At 65.1% G+C, this 16,340-nt stretch carries 15 protein-coding genes; 9 read left to right on the forward strand and 6 right to left on the reverse strand.

Going from position 1 to position 16,340, the window contains the following annotated elements; genetic code table 11:
• Positions 1 to 67: 67 nt before the first annotated feature.
• Together fmt and def are read right to left on the reverse strand one after the other, a co-directional pair.
• Positions 68 to 1,096, reverse strand: coding sequence for a methionyl-tRNA formyltransferase (fmt, locus tag LNV23_RS01195; RefSeq protein ID WP_263561267.1), 1,029 nt, complete (start codon positions 1,094 to 1,096; stop codon positions 68 to 70).
• Positions 1,096 to 1,614 (reverse strand): peptide deformylase, encoded by a 519-nt coding sequence (gene def, locus LNV23_RS01200; RefSeq protein WP_263561268.1) that lies wholly within the window; start codon positions 1,612 to 1,614, stop codon positions 1,096 to 1,098. The genes fmt and def overlap by 1 nt, the downstream gene beginning before the upstream one ends.
• 266 nt (positions 1,615 to 1,880) lie before the next feature.
• Here def and LNV23_RS01205 point away from each other — a divergent pair, with 266 nt between their 5' ends.
• The 3 genes from LNV23_RS01205 to LNV23_RS01215 all read left to right on the forward strand — a co-directional run bounded on the left by LNV23_RS01205 (position 1,881) and on the right by LNV23_RS01215 (position 4,768).
• Positions 1,881 to 3,059 carry a LysM peptidoglycan-binding domain-containing protein gene (locus LNV23_RS01205; RefSeq protein WP_411910530.1) on the forward strand — a complete coding sequence of 393 codons (1,179 nt, stop codon included), beginning with the start codon at positions 1,881 to 1,883 and terminating at the stop codon, positions 3,057 to 3,059.
• Positions 3,060 to 3,082: 23 nt separating this feature from the next.
• Entirely contained in the window at positions 3,083 to 4,198 is a 1,116-nt protein-coding gene (gene dprA, locus LNV23_RS01210; RefSeq protein WP_263561270.1) for a DNA-processing protein DprA, read from the forward strand.
• Between the two features lie 117 nt (positions 4,199 to 4,315).
• Positions 4,316 to 4,768, forward strand: a complete 453-nt coding sequence (locus LNV23_RS01215; RefSeq protein ID WP_263516561.1) for a Smg family protein — start codon at positions 4,316 to 4,318, stop codon at positions 4,766 to 4,768.
• 70 nt (positions 4,769 to 4,838) lie between these two features.
• Here the strand turns inward: LNV23_RS01215 and LNV23_RS01220 are convergent, their stop codons facing one another.
• The 4 genes from LNV23_RS01220 to yajC all read right to left on the reverse strand — a co-directional run bounded on the left by LNV23_RS01220 (position 4,839) and on the right by yajC (position 10,729).
• The gene (locus LNV23_RS01220) at positions 4,839 to 7,277 is read right to left on the reverse strand and encodes a DUF1631 family protein (protein WP_263561271.1); all 2,439 of its coding nucleotides are present in this window, start codon (positions 7,275 to 7,277) and stop codon (positions 4,839 to 4,841) included.
• 38 nt (positions 7,278 to 7,315) lie between these two features.
• Complete coding sequence (gene secF, locus LNV23_RS01225) at positions 7,316 to 8,350, reverse strand: protein translocase subunit SecF (RefSeq protein WP_263561272.1); 1,035 nt, start codon at positions 8,348 to 8,350, stop codon at positions 7,316 to 7,318.
• An 18-nt stretch (positions 8,351 to 8,368) separates the two neighbouring features.
• Complete coding sequence (secD, locus tag LNV23_RS01230) at positions 8,369 to 10,258, reverse strand: protein translocase subunit SecD (protein ID WP_263561273.1); 1,890 nt, start codon at positions 10,256 to 10,258, stop codon at positions 8,369 to 8,371.
• 144 nt (positions 10,259 to 10,402) lie between these two features.
• Positions 10,403 to 10,729 (reverse strand): preprotein translocase subunit YajC, encoded by a 327-nt coding sequence (gene yajC, locus LNV23_RS01235; RefSeq protein ID WP_263516557.1) that lies wholly within the window; start codon positions 10,727 to 10,729, stop codon positions 10,403 to 10,405.
• A 237-nt stretch (positions 10,730 to 10,966) separates the two neighbouring features.
• On the opposite strand from yajC, the gene LNV23_RS01240 reads away from it, so the two are divergent.
• Genes LNV23_RS01240 through LNV23_RS01265 form a run of 6 tightly spaced genes read left to right on the forward strand, consistent with a single transcriptional unit; the run spans position 10,967 to position 16,313 of the window.
• Positions 10,967 to 11,896 carry a dihydrodipicolinate synthase family protein gene (locus LNV23_RS01240; protein ID WP_263561274.1) on the forward strand — a complete coding sequence of 310 codons (930 nt, stop codon included), beginning with the start codon at positions 10,967 to 10,969 and terminating at the stop codon, positions 11,894 to 11,896.
• A 40-nt stretch (positions 11,897 to 11,936) separates the two neighbouring features.
• The gene (locus tag LNV23_RS01245) at positions 11,937 to 12,632 is read left to right on the forward strand and encodes a GntR family transcriptional regulator (protein ID WP_263561275.1); all 696 of its coding nucleotides are present in this window, start codon (positions 11,937 to 11,939) and stop codon (positions 12,630 to 12,632) included.
• A 25-nt stretch (positions 12,633 to 12,657) separates the two neighbouring features.
• Positions 12,658 to 13,611, forward strand: coding sequence for a 4-hydroxyproline epimerase (locus LNV23_RS01250; RefSeq protein ID WP_263561276.1), 954 nt, complete (start codon positions 12,658 to 12,660; stop codon positions 13,609 to 13,611).
• The gene (locus LNV23_RS01255; protein WP_263561277.1) at positions 13,611 to 14,768 is read left to right on the forward strand and encodes an NAD(P)/FAD-dependent oxidoreductase; all 1,158 of its coding nucleotides are present in this window, start codon (positions 13,611 to 13,613) and stop codon (positions 14,766 to 14,768) included. Before LNV23_RS01250 ends, LNV23_RS01255 begins: the two co-directional genes overlap by 1 nt.
• Complete coding sequence (locus LNV23_RS01260; protein ID WP_263561278.1) at positions 14,761 to 15,021, forward strand: (2Fe-2S)-binding protein; 261 nt, start codon at positions 14,761 to 14,763, stop codon at positions 15,019 to 15,021. Before LNV23_RS01255 ends, LNV23_RS01260 begins: the two co-directional genes overlap by 8 nt.
• On the forward strand, positions 15,018 to 16,313 hold the full coding sequence (locus LNV23_RS01265) for an FAD-dependent oxidoreductase (protein ID WP_263561279.1): 1,296 nt from the start codon (positions 15,018 to 15,020) through the stop codon (positions 16,311 to 16,313). The genes LNV23_RS01260 and LNV23_RS01265 overlap by 4 nt, the downstream gene beginning before the upstream one ends.
• Positions 16,314 to 16,340: the final 27 nt, after the last annotated feature.

Genomic DNA, 16,340 nt, shown 5'->3' on the forward strand with positions numbered 1-16,340 from the left:
GGGGCTCCTTGCAAAAGGACGGTGGAGTCCTGCAGATCGGGCCGAAAGACCCGGTTTCAAGCGGGTCTCAGGCCGCGCCGGACTCGAAACGAGCGCCCACAAGCACCGGCCGGGCCTGCAAAAAGGCTGCGGCCGGCAAGCGTTTGCCACCGGCGCGCTGCAGCTCGGTGAGGCGCACAGCGCCCTGGCCGCAGGCGACGACGATGCCAGCCTCATCCACCCGCAAGACCTGACCCTCAAGGGCAAGACCGTCCCCGCGCTCGCAGACTTCGGCGCGCCAGATCTTGAGCAGCTCGCCGTCCAGCTGCGACGCCCCGCCCGGAAACGGATCGAAGGCGCGCAGGCGGCGCGCGATCTGAACGGAATCTTGCTGCCAATCGATCTGCGCCTCGGCCTTCTCGATCTTGTGGGCGTAGCAAACGCCCTCGGCAGGCTGGGGCGTGGCCGTCAAACCACCGCAAGCCCCCAGCTCCAGGGCCTCGACCACCATGCGGCCGCCCAGGGCCGCCAGCTTGTCGTGCAAGCTGGCCGTGCTGTCGTCCGCGGCAATGGGCAGGCGCTCGATCAGCAACATGTCACCCGTGTCCAAACCGGCATCCATCTGCATGATGGTGATGCCGGTTTCGGCGTCACCGGCCTCGATGGCGCGGTGGATGGGCGCCGCACCTCGCCAACGCGGCAGCACCGAACCGTGGATGTTGAGGCAGCCGCGCAGGCCCGTGCTGCGGCCGGCACCGGGCAGGTCCAGCACCCACTGCGGCAGGATCAAACCGTAGGCGGCCACCACCATCACATCGGCGCGGGCGTCCAGCAAGGCCTGGCGCGCGGCGGCAGCGTCCTCGGGGAACTTGCCATCCAGGCGCAGGCTGCGCGGTTGGGCGACCGGGATGCCATGCTGAAGCGCCAGTTGTTTGACCGCCGAAGCTTGCAGCTTCATGCCGCGACCGGCGGGCCGGTCGGGCTGGGTCAGCACCAGAGGAACCTCGAAGCCTGCCGCCAACAAGGCGGCCAGCGCAGTGGCCGCGAACTCCGGCGTGCCGGCGAACACGACCCGAGGGCCGTTCGAACGCGGGGCTGACACTGCGGTGCCGGCCATCAGCGGCGGCGCCCTTCTTCTTCGCGGGTCTTTTTGACCATCTTGGTCTTGATGCGCTCGCGCTTGAGCGGGCTCAGGTATTCAACGAAGACCTTGCCCATCAGGTGATCGAGCTCATGCTGAACGCAAACGGCCAGCAGGCCCTCGGCCTTGAACTCGTAGCTCTGGCCTTCGCGGTTGAGTGCGCGCACCGTGACGCGCGAATGGCGCGGAACCTTGTCATAGATTTGCGGCACCGACAGGCAGCCTTCTTCGCCTTCGGTGAATTCGGCGCTGGTTTCGATGATCTCGGGGTTGATCAGGACCAGAGGCTGATCGCGCTCCTCGGAGGTGTCGATCACGACCACGCGCTCGTGGACATCGATCTGGCTGGCCGCCAAACCCACGCCCTCCGCGGCATACATGGTTTCCAGCATGTCATCGACGAGCTGGCGGATGCGCTCGTCCACAGCGGTGACCGGCTTGGCCACCGTGTGCAAACGAGGATCGGGATAACGCAGAATGTTCAGTTTCGCCATGAGCTTGCGTGTGTGGACTCAGCACAACGCCTGTTTGTAAGTGCTTGCAAGAGGGCGAAAGCGCCCTCTTTGTTCATTGCGACGCCCTGTTTTTGGGGGCAGAATCGTCGCGGCCTGGGGGGATTTTCGCTGAATTGGCGCCGCTGGTCTGAGGACGCGGCAAAGCACCCCGTGCAATGGTTTGAAAAAAAGACCCCGAAGTCTGTCCAACCCACCCGCAGCCGGTCTGCGGTAGAGAGTGCTCGATGCCTGTTTGTGAATCGCTGATGTCCGCCCGGCCCACCCAGAACACCCCCCTGAATCTGCTGTTGGCCGCCAGCCTGGCCGCCTTCAGCTTCGGCGCCGTCGCCCAAACCAGCAGCCTGCCCATCAGTGGCCAGCAACGTGCCACCGCCGACCGGGTCGCCCAAGCCGGTGTCCCCCTCAGTGAGTTGGCGGCCGATGCGCCGGACTCCCACACCGTCAAGGCCGGAGACACGCTCTGGGACATCTCCAAGCTCTTCCTCAAGAGCCCTTGGCGCTGGCCCGAGCTCTGGGGCATGAACCGCGATCAGATCAGCAACCCGCATCTGATCTACCCCGGCCAGGTGTTGGTGCTGGTCAAGATCGACGGCCGCGCCCGCTTGCAATTGGCCCAAGCCCTGAGCAGCAGCGGCACGTTCAGTGGCGACACCGTCAAGCTATCGCCGCGCGTGCGGAGTTCGGGCGTCGACGACGGCTCCATCAGCGCCATCGCGCTCAATTTGATCGAACCTTTCCTGAACGACGCCGTGGTGTTCGACAGCGATGAGCTGGCAAAAGCACCGCGCATCGTCGCCACGCCCGAGAGCCGCGTGCTCCTGACCCGCGGCGACTTGGCCTATGCCCGAGGCGACCTCAGCCAGGCCAGCGACTACCGGGTCTTCCGCAGCACTCGCCCGCTGCTCGACCCGAGCACCGGTGAGATCCTCGGTTACGAAGCGCCTTATTTGGGCACGGCCGAGCTGACCCGCCCGGAGCAGAGCAGCCCACTGCCGGACGGCAAGAGTGAGGTGGTTCCGGCAACCTTGACGATCAAGACCGTGCGCCAGGAGATCGGCGTCGGTGACCGGCTCTCGCCCGTGCCGCAGCGCAGCTTCTCGCGCTATGTGCCGCATGCGCCGGCCCAGCCCATCGCCGGCCAGATCGTCTCCATCTACGGCGAGGGCCTCAATGCCGGCCAGAACCAGATCGTGGCCCTGAACCGCGGCAGCCGAGACGGCCTCGAACGCGGGCATGTGCTGGCCCTGTGGCAGCAAGGACGGCGCGTGGTCGACCGCACCGATGGCCTGCGTGAAACCATCAAACTGCCCGACGAACGCCATGGTGTGCTGTTTGTGTTCCAGGTCTACGCCCGCGTGTCCTACGCCCTGATCATCTCGGTCAAGGACCCGGTGCGAGCCGGCGACCGCTTCAGCCAACCCTGAGGCCCGCCACGCGGCCAGCAGCGATGTGGGACCGCGCTGAACTGACCGCCTGGCTTCGCTTGCTGGAAAGCCCCGGCATCGGCCTGGAGACCGCGCGCGCATTGCTGAGTCAGCTGGGTTCACCCCAGGCGGTGTTCGAACTGCCCGGCAACGCTTGGACCGATGTACTCAGCCCTCGGCAGCGCGAGGCCTTGAGCCAGCCGCCCGAGTACATGGCGGCGGTGCTGGAGCACACATGGAACTGGCTGCAGGCCGACGCCTCGCACCAGATTCTGTTGCTCGGCGAAGCCGACTACCCGACGCAGCTGCTGGCCACGGCCGACCCGCCCTTGTTGCTCTACCTGAAGGGCCGACGCGAGCTGCTGCGCGAGCCCTGTCTGGCCATGGTGGGCAGCCGCAACCCGACTGCGCAGGGCCGCGACAACGCCCGCGCGTTCGCCCGCGAGCTGAGCCAATCCGGCCTGTGCATCTGCTCGGGTCTGGCCCTGGGCGTGGACGGAGCAGCGCACCAAGGCGCGCTCGCGGCCAGTGGCGCCACCATCGCGGTCATGGGCACTGGGTTCGATCAGATCTACCCCAAGCGGCACCGGGCCCTGGCCGAGGAAATCGGCCAGCAGGGCCTGCTGATCAGCGAGTACGCCTGGGGCATGCCGGCCCTGCCAACCAATTTCCCACGCCGTAACCGCATCATTGCCGGACTGAGCCTAGGCACTCTGGTGGTGGAAGCGGCCTTGGCCTCGGGCTCGTTGATCACGGCAAGGCTGGCCAGCGAAGCGGGTCGCGAGGTGTTCGCGATTCCCGGCTCCATCCATTCACCGCTGAGCCGCGGCTGCCACGCCTTGATCCGCCAGGGCGCCAAACTGGTGGAGACGGCGGCCGATGTACTGGAGGAACTGCCGCCGGGCATGCTTGGCTCCCGGAAGGCCGCGGCCGACGGCGACGGCAGCCCGGCCCTGTGCAGCCCCGCCCAGCAGCAGGTGCTGGACCTGATGGGCTTCGATCCCATCGGACTCGATGCCTTGCAGCAACGCGGCGGATGGACGGTCGCCGACTTGCAGGCCCAACTGCTGGAACTGGAGTTGGCGGGGCAGGTGGCACGTTTGGCCGGGCAACGATTTCAACGCCGGGCCGGCGCTTGAAGGCAGGCTGCGGCTCGCGCGCCGCAGAGGCCGAAACGGGCTTTCCCGAGCATTTCCAGGCTCTTTGCGGCCATTTCTCGCCATTTTTCTGCGAAGTGCCTGGGTTATAGTCAGCCCATGTTTGACGTCCTGGTCTACCTCTACGAAACCTATTGGCGGCCGGACGCCTGCCCGGATCACGCCCAGCTGACGCGCAAATTGTCGGCCGTGGGTTTCGAAACGGACGAGATCCAAGAGGCCTTGTCTTGGCTGGATGGCTTGGCCAGCGCGGCCACGTCCTTCCAGGGCCAACAGAGCGAGAACAGCCTGCGTGTTTACTCGACCGCGGAACTCGACCATCTGGGCGAGCCCTCGGTCGGCTTCATCAGCTTCCTCGCCTCGGCCGGCGTGCTGCGCCCGCCCATGCGCGAGATGGTGATCGACCGCGCCATGGCCATTTCCGGCGGCCCCATGGACCTCGAAGACCTGAAGATCATCGTGCTGATGGTGTTCTGGAGCCTCGGCGAAGAGCCCGATGCACTGATCCTGGACGAACTCTTCGTGGCGCCGGAAGACCGCCTGATCCACTGAGTGAAAACGCTCGCGCGATGATGACAAAGGGCTGCCGAGGCAGCCCTTTTGCATGGAAACATGCCCAGCCTCAATTCAGCAGGCGGGAGGGATCGACATCAAGCTTGGCCAGCGCATTGCGGGTGGCGCGCACGGTCAAGGCCTCGTCCTGAGCGGGACGCAAGAGACCAGCTTGCAAGAAGGCCGCCATGCGGTTGAGCGGGAACAGCACGCCGCGGCCCGTGGGCGTGACGAACAAGGCCATTTGCCGGCGCATACCGCGCCAGGCCAGCTGCACCGCTTCGTTGCGGCCACGGTAATCCAGCATGAACCAGCCGCCGACCTGGAGTTCGCGCGCCCAGGCCAGCATGGCCGGCGTCGGCGCCGAACCGCCTTCGGCCACCACCTCCATGCCGTCGGACTCATGCCCGGACAGGTCACGGACCAGCAGCTCATTGATATCGGCCTCCTCGCTGCCCTCGGGCAGCATGGTTTCCAGCGTTTCCAACTGGTCCATCAGCTCGTCCAGGCGCTCGCGCGGGATCGCCGCGGTCTTGGCGGTGAAGGCTGCCGCCAAGGCATTGTTCAGGCCGCGCACATGCTCGTCCTGCTTGTCGACCGACAGCCCCGCCTGACCCATGCCGTCGCGCAGGGTCTTGAGCAAGGGCGGCAGGCGGCGAATCACCTCGGCACGCTCCTCGCGGGAGACCTTGGCACTGGCCGACCAGATCAGGTCGGCAGCGGCACGCTTCATCTGCTTGGTGTTGTCGGACTGGGCGCCAGTGCGCACCGCCGTGACGGCCAGCACATCGGCCCAGATGTGGAACAGGAATTCGCGCACCCCGTCCTGCACCGGCACCTCGTTGAGCATCTTGCGCAGCTCGATGGTGTACTGGATGGCCAGGGTTTCGCGCTGCTCGACCTGCTGGGCCAGGGAGACACCGTGGCGGGTGGTCTGATTCTCGTTCTTGAAGTAGTTGTCGAGGAACTTCTCGAACTCGGTCAGCACGGTCTGAAAAACACGGCGGCCGGTGTCCGGATAGGCCTCAACCACCTGCACCACACGCTTGATTTCGCGCTCCAGCGGGTCGCCGGCGGCGCCGCTGGTGCCAGTGTTGCCGCTAAAGCCCATGACACAAGCACCCATGCGGTCGATCAACTGGCGGGCCGGATGGTCGGTGGTGGCAAAGAAATCGGGTTCGCTGACGGCGACGCGCAGCACCGGCATCTGCAGGCGGGCAAACCAAACGCGCACCGAGGCCGGGATGTGCTCCTCCATCAGGATGCTCTGGAACATCATGGCCACCAGCTCGATGGTGGCGCGCTCGGCCGGCGTGTCGGCGGCCTGCTTGAGCACCGACTTGAAAGCCTGGTTGCGGGTCTTGATTTCTTCCAGCAGCTTAGGGGCGGCCGAAGGCTGACCCTCGGCGTGTACGGATTCGCGCTGCAGCGATTCCTGGGCATGCTTGATGGCCGCACTGAGACGGGGCGCAGCCGGACGGGAGGCGAGGTACGCCGGCGGCTGAGCGGAAGCGAATGCCATGGGCTCGACCTGAGTCGGCGCCGAGCTGGCATCCATGCGGGAGGCCGTCTCACTGGCCACAGCGGCAGCGCGCGTCGCCACGGTTTCGGCCATGGCCGTCGCGCCAAAGGCCGGCACTTGACGTCCGACAATCTTCTGCAGCAACTGCAACACCTCTTCAGCTTGGCTGCTGGCCGGGCTGCGCACGACTGCGCCAGCGCTGGCGTCGGGGAAGCCCGATGCCGCGCGGATCTGCGGCGAACGCGCGGCGGCACCGAACTGCGTCGCGCCGTATGGCATACCGGCGCCAGGCACATAGGCCGAGGCAGAGGCCAGCGGCGTGCTGTCGTTGCTGCGGCGAATGAAGGGGCGCAAATCGACCTCGGGCAGCACCGACTGAGAAATCAGCCAGCGGTTGGTCTCGTGATAGCACTCGACCAGCAGCTGGGAAAACTCCTCATGCAGCGTGGTCCTCAGCATCTGCCAATCGGAGCCGGCCAGACCGCTGCGCGTCCAGGCGTCGAGCACCAGCTTGGCCACGACGTTGGCACGCAGGAGGTCCTGCGCCGGCATGTCATCCTGCTTTTCCAGGACCTGCATGCGGGTGCGCAGGTCGGTGAACTCCCAGGTCGCCTTGTCCATCATGGCCAAGGCCAGGCGCGAGGCCGTGATCTCGCGCTCGATGGTGTCGTCGTCGACCAAGGACATGGTCGCCTGCTCGCTCGCACCCGAAGCCGCAGCTGCAGTGGACGTCTCCACGATGCCGTAGACCGCCGCATGGCGCAGGCCGCTGATCACGCCGGATAGCCAGGCCGGGCCGTGGCGGTTCCAGGACTGCACGCCATCACGCCGCGCCACCATCACCGCATATTCGGTCGTCTGCAAGAGCAGCTGCGCGGCAGCTTCATTGAGCACCTTGCCGAGTGCCGAGATGCCACGCACCAAGGACTCGATATAGATGCGCCGCGCCTGGGAGGCCAAGGCCTGATTGCGGGCGGCTGCGCTCATGGGAATTCGTAGGTCATGCTGAGTGGTTTTCGACCACTCTACACCACGGCTCCAGAGTTTGGATCGTCAGGATCTTCCTTGTTGATGGGCGTCTTCACCAGATCTTCGCGCTTGACACCCAACCACATGGCGATCGCCGCGGCCACAAAAACCGAGGAATAGATGCCGAACAAAATGCCGATGGTCAGTGCCACAGCAAAGTAGTGCAGGGTCGGGCCGCCGAAGATCAGCATGGACAACACCATCAACTGCGTGCTGCCGTGGGTGATGATGGTGCGGCTCATGGTGCTGGTGATCGCGTGGTCAATCACTTGATGGGTGTTCAACTTGCGGAACTTTCGGAAGGCTTCTCGCACCCGGTCAAAAATCACCACCGACTCATTCACCGAGTAGCCCAGCACCGCCAGAATCGCGGCCAGCACCGCCAGGGAAAACTCCCACTGGAAGTAGGCAAAGAAGCCAAGAATGATGACCACGTCGTGAAGGTTGGCGATGATGCCAGCCACGGCGAACTTCCATTCAAAGCGGAAGGCCAAGTAGATCATGATGCCGACCACGGTCACGATCAGAGCCAGGGCCGCGTCATGGGCCAACTCTTCACCCACCGCCGGGCCCACCACCTCACTGCGAGAGAGCTTGACCGGCTCGGCGCCGTCCGCGGTCAGGCAGACCTGCTTGCTGATGGCCTCGCCCTTGTCGCTGACGACTTGACGTTGGCTGATATGGCCGGATTCCGCCGAGCACAGCTCGGAGAAAACGCGGTCCACCTGCTCGGTCTGCTTGATGTCGCCGCGCAGAGGCAGGCGCAGCATGACGTCATGCGAACTGCCGAAGTTCTGCACCACGATTTCGCCAAAGCCCATCTTTTCAACCACATGGCGGGTCTTTTCGAGCTCAGCTGTCTTGGCATACTCGATCTCGATGACGGTGCCACCGGTGAACTCCACCGAGAAGTTCAGGCTGCGCGTGACCAGGAAGAAAACGGCCGCGGCAAAAGTCAGGAAGGAGATGACGTTGAAGATCAACGCATGCTTCATCAGCGGGAGATCCCGCTGGATTCGGAACAGTTCCATGATTCGAGGCTTTCTTGATTAGGCCTTGGCCACGGGCTGCTGCTCAGCCTCGGGACTCGCTGCGGGTTTCCAGATCTGCCCAATCGACAGCGACTTCAGCTTCTTCTGGCGGCCATACCAAAGATTGGCCAGAGCACGCGAGAACACGACCGAGGAGAACATCGACGTCAGAATGCCCAGGCAATGAACGATGGCGAAACCCTTGACTGGACCGGAACCGAAGGCCAGCAAAGCGATGCCGGCGATCAATGTGGTCACATTCGAATCCAGAATGGTCGCGAACGCGCGCTCGTAGCCGATGCTGATGGCCGCCTGTGGCGCCACACCGGCGCGCAGTTCTTCCCGGATGCGCTCGTTGATCAGCACATTGGAGTCAATCGCCATACCCAGCACCAGCGCAATCGCGGCGATACCCGGCAAGGACAGGGTCGCCTGCAGCATGGACAGCAGGGCCAGCAACATCAGCAGATTGAAGCCGAGCGCCAGGGACGAGAACACGCCGAACAACATGTAATAGATGCACATGAAGACGGCCACAGCCACAAAGCCCCAGGTCACGCTCAAAATGCCCTTGGCGATGTTCTCAGCACCCAGGCTGGGGCCGACCGTCTTCTCTTCGATGATTTCCATCGGTGCAGCCAGGGAACCGGCGCGCAGCAGCAAAGCGGTGTCGTTGGCTTCCTGCGTGCTCATGGAGCCCGAGATCTGGAAGCGATTGCCCAGCTCGCCACGGATCACCGGCGCGGTCACGACCTCGCCCTTGCCCTTTTCGAACAAGATGATGGCCATGCGCTTGCCGATGTTCTCGCGCGAGATGTCCTTCATGATGCGGGCGCCCTTGGCGTCCACGGTCAAGCTGACGGCGGGTTGCTGCTTGTCGTCGAAGGTGGTTTGGGCATCGTTCAGGCTTTCACCGGTCAGCACCACCTGGCGCTTGACGATGATGGGGCCGAAACCGCGGTCGATGAAGCGTTCGGTGCCGAAAGGAACCGGGCCGCTGCCGGCCAGCGCAGCCTGCGCCTCGGCGCTGTCGTCCACCATGCGCAGTTCCAGCGTGGCGGTGCGGCCGATGATGTCCTTGGCCTTGGCCGTGTCTTGCACGCCCGGCAGTTGCACGACGACACGGTCTGTGCCCTGCTTCTGAATCACCGGTTCCGCCACGCCGAGTTCATTGACGCGGTTGTGCAGCGTGGTGATGTTCTGCTGCAGCGCTGCGTCCTGCACGGCCACCTGGGCCTTGGGCTTGAGCGTGCCGACCAGACGCAGGTCCAGACCTTCAGTCACCGGCAGCCACTGAACATCTGGCAGTTGTTCACTGAGCACGGCCAGGGCCTGCTTGCGCACCGCTTCCTCTCGGAAGGTGACGCCGACGGCATTGCCGTCGCGGTTGATACCGGCGTGGCGAATGTTCTTCTCGCGCAGCATGGTGCGCACATCACCGGTCAGGCTTTCCGCCTTCTTGGTCAGCGCCGACTTCATGTCGACCTGCATCAGGAAGTGGACACCGCCGCGCAAGTCCAGGCCCAAGTACATAGGGTTGGCATGCAGGGCGGTCAGCCAGCGCGGCGAGCGCGAGAGCAGATTCAGCGCGACGATGTAGCTGGGCTCGTTCGGGTCAGCATTCAGCGCTTTGCTGATGACGTCCTTGGCCTTGACCTGGGTGTCCAGGTCGGCAAACCGGGCCCGCACCGAGCCGCCTTCAAACTGGACGAAGTCGGGCTTGATCTGAGCATCGCTGAGCGCCTTTTCCACGCGCGTGGCCACCGCGGCGTCGACCTTGACGGTGACCTTGCCGCTGGAGACCTGCACCGCAGGCGCCTCACCGAAGAAATTCGGCAGCGTGTAGATGATGCCGATCAGCAGCGCGACGACCAGGATCGCGTACTTCCACAGCGGGTAACGGTTCATGAAGGCTTCCTCTCAGGCCCGCACACCGGTACCGCCTCTGCTCATGCAAAGAAGCGGCAGCGATGCCGGTTGGGCCGCCGCGCAAGCGGCTGGCTTCTTGTCGGCCCGGGCCACCCGGGGCGGGCAGCCGGGCCGGGTTTCGGATTACTTGATCGTGCCCTTGGGCAGCACTTGCACGACGGCGCCGCGCTGCACCTGCAGCTCCACACCGTTGGCCACTTCCAGACTCAGGTAGCTTTCGCCGACCTTGCTGATCTTGCCCAACAGCCCACCCGATGTGACCACCTCGTCGCCCTTGGCGATGGCGTCGATCATGGCCTTGTGTTCCTTCTGGCGCTTCATCTGGGGACGAATCATCACGAAGTACAGCACCACAAACATCAGCACCAGAGGCAGCATGCTCAGCAGGCTGGACTCCGTACCGGTGGCGGCAGCGGGCGCAGCCTGGGCGAAAGCATTGGAGATGAACACGAGAAATTCCCTTTTGATTTGAATGCGGACATCGGACCAAGCCCATGCCACGCGGGGCCGGTGCCCGAATGAACGGCGGATTGTATGCGCCGCCTAAGGCCTGCCATGCTGGGGTCCTCCTGCATGACGACTGCGCGGCAAGCCTGCAGCACCGAGGCCCATCTGGGGCCGGCTGTGCTTGACAGCAAGTCGCGCCGTTAATATATTTACAGAATACCAACTCAAATGAGAATTCACATGACCTCTTCTCTTGCTTCGAATCTGCCTCGCTGGACCGGCGTCTTCCCCGCGGTCACCACCAAGTTCAAGCCCAACGAAGACCTGGACATCGCCGAGATGGAGCGCCATTTCGAGTTCCAGATCCAGAACGGCGTGCACGGGCTGGTCACCGGCGGATCCTTGGGCGAAGCCAGCACTTTGACGCTAGAGGAAAAGCTGGAGGTGGCGGCCACCGCCCTGCGCGTCTCTGCCGGTCGCGTGCCAGTGTTGGCCAATGTGTCGGAAACCAGCACGCGCAATGCCATCCGCTATGTCGAAGCCGCTGCCAAGCTGGGCGTGCAAGGCCTGATGCTGATGCCCGCCGTGCTCTACCCAGCCGACACTCGCGAGGCCATGACCAATGTGCGCACCATCGCAGCGGCCGCGCAACTGCCCATCATGATCTACAACAACCCGGTGTCCTACCGCGTCGACCTCAAGCCCGAGGACATGGCCGAGTTGGCCGATTGCGAATGGCTGGTGGCCATCAAGGAATCGACCGACAACATCCGCCGCATCACCGATCTGCGCAACACCCTGGGCACGCGCTACCAACTCTTCATCGGCGTCGATGACCTCAGCTTCGAAGCCCTGGCCCTGGGCTGCGAAGGCTTGCTGGCCGGCCTGTGTGACGCCTTCCCAGCCGAAACCGTGGCCATCTACAAGCTGATGCAGGCCAAGCGCTACGACGAAGCACTGAAGATCTACCAATGGTTCATGCCCCTGCTGCACCTCGATGTCAGCGCCAAACTGGTGCAGAACATCAAACTTGCCGAGGCCATGGCCGGCGTCGGCAATGAGAACGTACGCCGCCCGCGCTTGCCCCTGGTCGGCGCAGAGCGAGAACGCGTAGCCACCATCATCCAAAAAGGCCTGGACACCCGGCCCGATTTGAGCGGCCTGTTCTGATCCGTTCTGACAAGGGCCGATGGCCTGCGATGATGTAGCCATGAAAAGTAGCCGCCAGGACTCCAGCTCAAAGAACGCCCCAGCCACCGAGGAGGGCGAACCCGACAAACGTCGCTACGCCGACCAGGCCTATGACGCGCTGGAATCCATGATCGCCACACTGGAGTTGCGCCCGGGCGCACCCATCGTCGAGGCCGAGCTGATTGAGCGCACGGGTCTGGGCCGCACGCCCACTCGCGAGGCCCTGATGCGCCTGGTGGCCAGCGGCCTGATCGTGCAGCAGCCGCGTCGCGGCCTGCTGGTCAGCGACATCCGCCTGGCCGAGCATCTGGACCTGATCGAGGCACGGCGCGTGCTGGAGCGATTGATCGCAGCTACCGCCGCACGCCGCGCCACGCCGCAGCAACGCCAGGACCTGCTGCATTGCGCTCGCCAGATGATCAAAGCCAGCCAGGCCGGCGATCTGGCGGCTTATATGGCGGCCGACCAGGCTCTGGACCATGTGGCTCATGCAGCCTGCCGCAACCCTTTCGCGGTGGCCGCCGTCGTGCCCATGATCATCCAGTGCCGGCGCTTCTGGTATGCCTATCAACACCAAGGCGATATGAGCGAAGGCTCGCGTTGTCATCTGATGCTGGCGGAAGCCATTGCGGCCGGCGAGTCCGAACGTGCCAGCGCCGCCGCCGATGGCTTGATGGACTATCTGCGCAGCTTCGCCAGCGCCGTCATCGCCTGAAATTTTTCTCAATCACCCTTACGCCATGCGCATCATCGATTCCCACACCGGCGGCGAGCCGACCCGCATCCTGATTGACGGTGGCCCGGACCTGGGCAGTGGGAGCATGGCCGAACGACTGACGCGACTGCGCGAACAACACGACGTCTGGCGCAGCGCCATCGTCAACGAACCGCGCGGCTCGGACGTGCTGGTCGGCGCACTGCTGTGCGAGCCACAAGACCCAAGCTGCAGCGCTGGCGTGATCTTCTTCAACAACGTCGGCTACCTCGGCATGTGCGGCCATGGCACCATTGGCCTGGTCGCCACCTTGGCATTTCTGGGTCGCATCCAAGCGGGTGAGCACCGCATCGAGACGCCGGTCGGCACAGTCAGCGCCACGCTCCACGAGGACGGCAGCGTCACTGTGGCCAATGTGCCGGCCTACCGCTGGGCGCGTCAGCTGCGCGTCGAAGTGCCCGGCCATGGCGCCGTTCACGGCGATGTGGCCTGGGGCGGCAACTGGTTCTTTCTATGTGAAGACCATGGCTTGGACTTGCGCCTGAGCGAAGTCGAGGCCCTGACCGACTTGTCCTGGCGCATCCGCCTTGCCCTGCAGGAGCAAGGCATCACCGGAGAGCTTGAGCAGGAGATCGACCATATCGAGCTGATCGGACCGGCTCGTCACCCCGACCACCAAGGCCGCAACTTTGTGCTTTGCCCCGGCAAGGCCTACGACCGCTCGCCTTGCGGCACCGGCACCAGCGCCAAGATCGCCTGCCTGGCCGCCGAGGGCAAGCTGGCGCCCGGCGCGCGCTGGGTGCAGGAAAGCGTGATCGGCAGCCACTTCACGGCCAGCTTTCAGACCGCAGACCATGGCCGCGTGCTGCCCAGCATTCATGGCCAAGCCTACATCACCCTCGATGCGAATTTGATCTTCCAGCCTGGCGATCCCTTTGCCTGGGGCATCAGAGGCGACAGCTGCAGTAGCGGCGGCTGATGGCCGCCCAGCCTCTGCCCACTCGCCGCCATGCCGATGTGATCATCATCGGCGGCGGCATCATCGGCGCCGCCTGCGCACGCGAGTACGCGCGCCAAGGCTTGAGCGTGGCTGTGGTCGAAGCTGGGCCCATCGGCGGCGGAGCGACCGCGGCATCCATGGGACATCTGCTGGCCGTCGACGCCCTGGACCCGGCGGACCAGACTGAATCGGACCTGAGCCGGCGCAGCCTGCAGCTCTGGCAGAACTGGCTGCATGAGCAGGAGGCGCACCGCGAGCTGGCCGAATACAGCCGCTGCGGCACGCTCTGGTTGGCCGCAGACGCCGAAGAGTGGGCCCTGGCCGAACGCAAGCGCGACTGGTTCCGCAGCCAGGGCCTGGCCGCTGAGCTTCTAAACCGCGAAAAATTGGCGCAAGCCGAGCCCATGCTGCGCCGAGACCTGCTCGGCGCACTGCATGTGCCTGACGACGGCCGCGTCTACCCGCCACGTGTGGCCGCACAATGGCTGCAGGAAGCTCAGGCCAAGGTCTTCCGCGCACGAGCCGTGGGTTTCAAGGGTGCATCCGTGCGCCTAGACGACGGTCGCGAACTCTGGGGCGCCATGACGGTGATCTGCACCGGCTTGGCCGCGCAGGAGCAACTTCCCGCCGGCTGGCTGCTGCCCAAAAAAGGTCATCTGGCCATCACCCAGCGTCACCCGGGGCGGGTGCAGCACCAACTTGTCGAGCTGGGCTACCTGAAACGCGCCCATCTGGTGGATCAAGACACCGTGTCCTTCAATCTGCAGCCGCGGCCTGGCGGGCAACTGTTGATCGGCTCCTCGCGCCAGATTGGCCGAGACGACTCCGCACTGGATCCCGTCCTGCTGCAGCAGATGCTGCGCCAAGCCCTGCACTACCTGCCCGGCCTGGCCGAACTCAGCCTGCTGCGCTGCTGGACCGGCGTGCGCCCGGCCAGCCGTGACGGCCAACCCCTGATCGGCGCCCACCCGCGCCTGCACCGCTGCTGGCTGGCCACCGGGCACGAGGGCCTGGGCATCACCACCGCAATGGCCACCGCCGAACTGCTGGTGCAGCTGAGCCTGGGGCAGGACACGACATTGAAGCCCGACCCGTTCAGACCCGCGCGATTCCAAGAAAGCCCAGCCCATGCCTGACGCGCCCGCCGCCGAGATCCAGGTCTACATCAACGGCCAAGCCCTGCGCGTGCCCGCCCACTGCCATGTCGCCGCCGCCCTGAAGTGCGCCGGGCTGACACACAGCCGCCGCAGCGAGAGCGGGCAGCCGCGTGCCGCGTTCTGCGGCATGGGCCAATGCCAGGAATGCCGTGTCCGCATCGATGGTCAAGACCACTGCCTGGCTTGCATGACGCCGGTGGCCGAGGGCATGCGCATCGAGACCCAGGCATGAACACGGTCGCGCAAGCAAGCTCGGCGCGGCGGGAAGCCGATGTCATCATCGTCGGAGCCGGCCCAGCGGGCATTGCGGCCCTGCTGCCACTGCTGGACGCCGGGCGCCGGGTCATCTGGGTCGATCAATCCATGCGCGCCGGCGGCCAGATCTGGCGGGCCGGCCTGCCAAAGTTCTGGCAGCGTCAGCTCGATACCGCCTTGCGCCACCCGATGTTGCAGACCTGCTTCGGATGTACGGTGATCGCCGCCGAGCCCCGCGGGCAAGGTCCAGAGGCACTGCACGGTCTGCGCCTGCAGACGCCCGCAGCGACGGGATCGCAGGCCTTGCATGTCGCAGCACCACAAATGCTTCTGGCCCTCGGTGGCCGTGAGCGCCACCTGCCCTTCCCCGGCTGGACCCTGCCCGGCGTGACGGGAGCGGGCGGCCTGCAAGCGCTGGTCAAGCAAGGTTGGCCTGTCGCCGGACAGCGCGTGGTCCTGGCGGGAAGCGGCCCTTTGCTGCTGGCCGCGGCCGACACGGTGAGACAAGCCGGGGCTCAGGTCTTGCTGATCGCCGAACAGGCCTCGCGTGGGCAGCTGATCCGCTTTGCGGCCAGCCTGAATGCCCGCAAAGTCACGCAAGCTGCGAGCTTGGCATGGCGCTTGCGGGACATTCCCTACCGAGCCGGCACCTGGGTACAGGCAGCCATCGGACAGGACCGCCTGCAATCGGTGCAGCTGATTCAAGGCAAGGCCCGCCGAGAATTGGCATGCGATGCCCTGGGCGTTGGCTTTGGCTTGCTGCCCAACACCGAACTGGCACAGCTGCTGGGATGCCAGCTGCAATCAGACGGCACGATTGCCGTCGACGAAGGCATGGGCAGCTCGGTCGCCGGCGTCTATGCCGCCGGTGAGTGCACAGGCATTGGCGGCGTGGACAAATCTCTGGCAGAGGGGGCACTCGCGGCTCAGTCACTGCTGTTGCAAGCCCCGGAGGCGGCAAGAGCGCGCCGGCAGGCACTGCGCTTTGCCCGGCATTTGGCGATTCGCTTCGCTCTGCGACCCGAACTGCTGCAATTGGCCGACGCACAGACCTTGGTGTGCCGCTGCGAGGACATCCGGCTTGGCGCCCTCAGGGCTCACAGCGACTGGCGCGACGCCAAACTGCAGACCCGATGCGGCATGGGCGCTTGCCAAGGCCGCATCTGCGGCCCCATCACCGAATCCCTGCTGGGCTGGCCGGCACAACAGACTCGCGGACTGCGTGCGCCCCTGCAGCCAGGGCGACTGGGCGCCTTCGCGGAAGACTGAACGCCCGCCTCGTTCAGCCTGCTTCAG

Source organism: Kinneretia sp. DJ1R-11, assembly GCF_025717595.1.
GTDB lineage: Bacteria > Pseudomonadota > Gammaproteobacteria > Burkholderiales > Burkholderiaceae_C > Paucibacter_A.

Coding starts and splice junctions, on each gene's coding strand:
- fmt (WP_263561267.1), bottom strand. CDS start 1,096: ATGGCCGGCACCGCAGTGTCAGCCCCGCGTTCGAACGGCCCTCGGGTC.
- def (WP_263561268.1), bottom strand. CDS start 1,614: ATGGCGAAACTGAACATTCTGCGTTATCCCGATCCTCGTTTGCACACG.
- LNV23_RS01205 (WP_411910530.1), top strand. CDS start 1,881: ATGTCCGCCCGGCCCACCCAGAACACCCCCCTGAATCTGCTGTTGGCC.
- dprA (WP_263561270.1), top strand. CDS start 3,083: ATGTGGGACCGCGCTGAACTGACCGCCTGGCTTCGCTTGCTGGAAAGC.
- LNV23_RS01215 (WP_263516561.1), top strand. CDS start 4,316: ATGTTTGACGTCCTGGTCTACCTCTACGAAACCTATTGGCGGCCGGAC.
- LNV23_RS01220 (WP_263561271.1), bottom strand. CDS start 7,277: ATGAGCGCAGCCGCCCGCAATCAGGCCTTGGCCTCCCAGGCGCGGCGC.
- secF (WP_263561272.1), bottom strand. CDS start 8,350: ATGGAACTGTTCCGAATCCAGCGGGATCTCCCGCTGATGAAGCATGCG.
- secD (WP_263561273.1), bottom strand. CDS start 10,258: ATGAACCGTTACCCGCTGTGGAAGTACGCGATCCTGGTCGTCGCGCTG.
- LNV23_RS01240 (WP_263561274.1), top strand. CDS start 10,967: ATGACCTCTTCTCTTGCTTCGAATCTGCCTCGCTGGACCGGCGTCTTC.
- LNV23_RS01245 (WP_263561275.1), top strand. CDS start 11,937: ATGAAAAGTAGCCGCCAGGACTCCAGCTCAAAGAACGCCCCAGCCACC.
- LNV23_RS01250 (WP_263561276.1), top strand. CDS start 12,658: ATGCGCATCATCGATTCCCACACCGGCGGCGAGCCGACCCGCATCCTG.
- LNV23_RS01255 (WP_263561277.1), top strand. CDS start 13,611: ATGGCCGCCCAGCCTCTGCCCACTCGCCGCCATGCCGATGTGATCATC.
- LNV23_RS01260 (WP_263561278.1), top strand. CDS start 14,761: ATGCCTGACGCGCCCGCCGCCGAGATCCAGGTCTACATCAACGGCCAA.
- LNV23_RS01265 (WP_263561279.1), top strand. CDS start 15,018: ATGAACACGGTCGCGCAAGCAAGCTCGGCGCGGCGGGAAGCCGATGTC.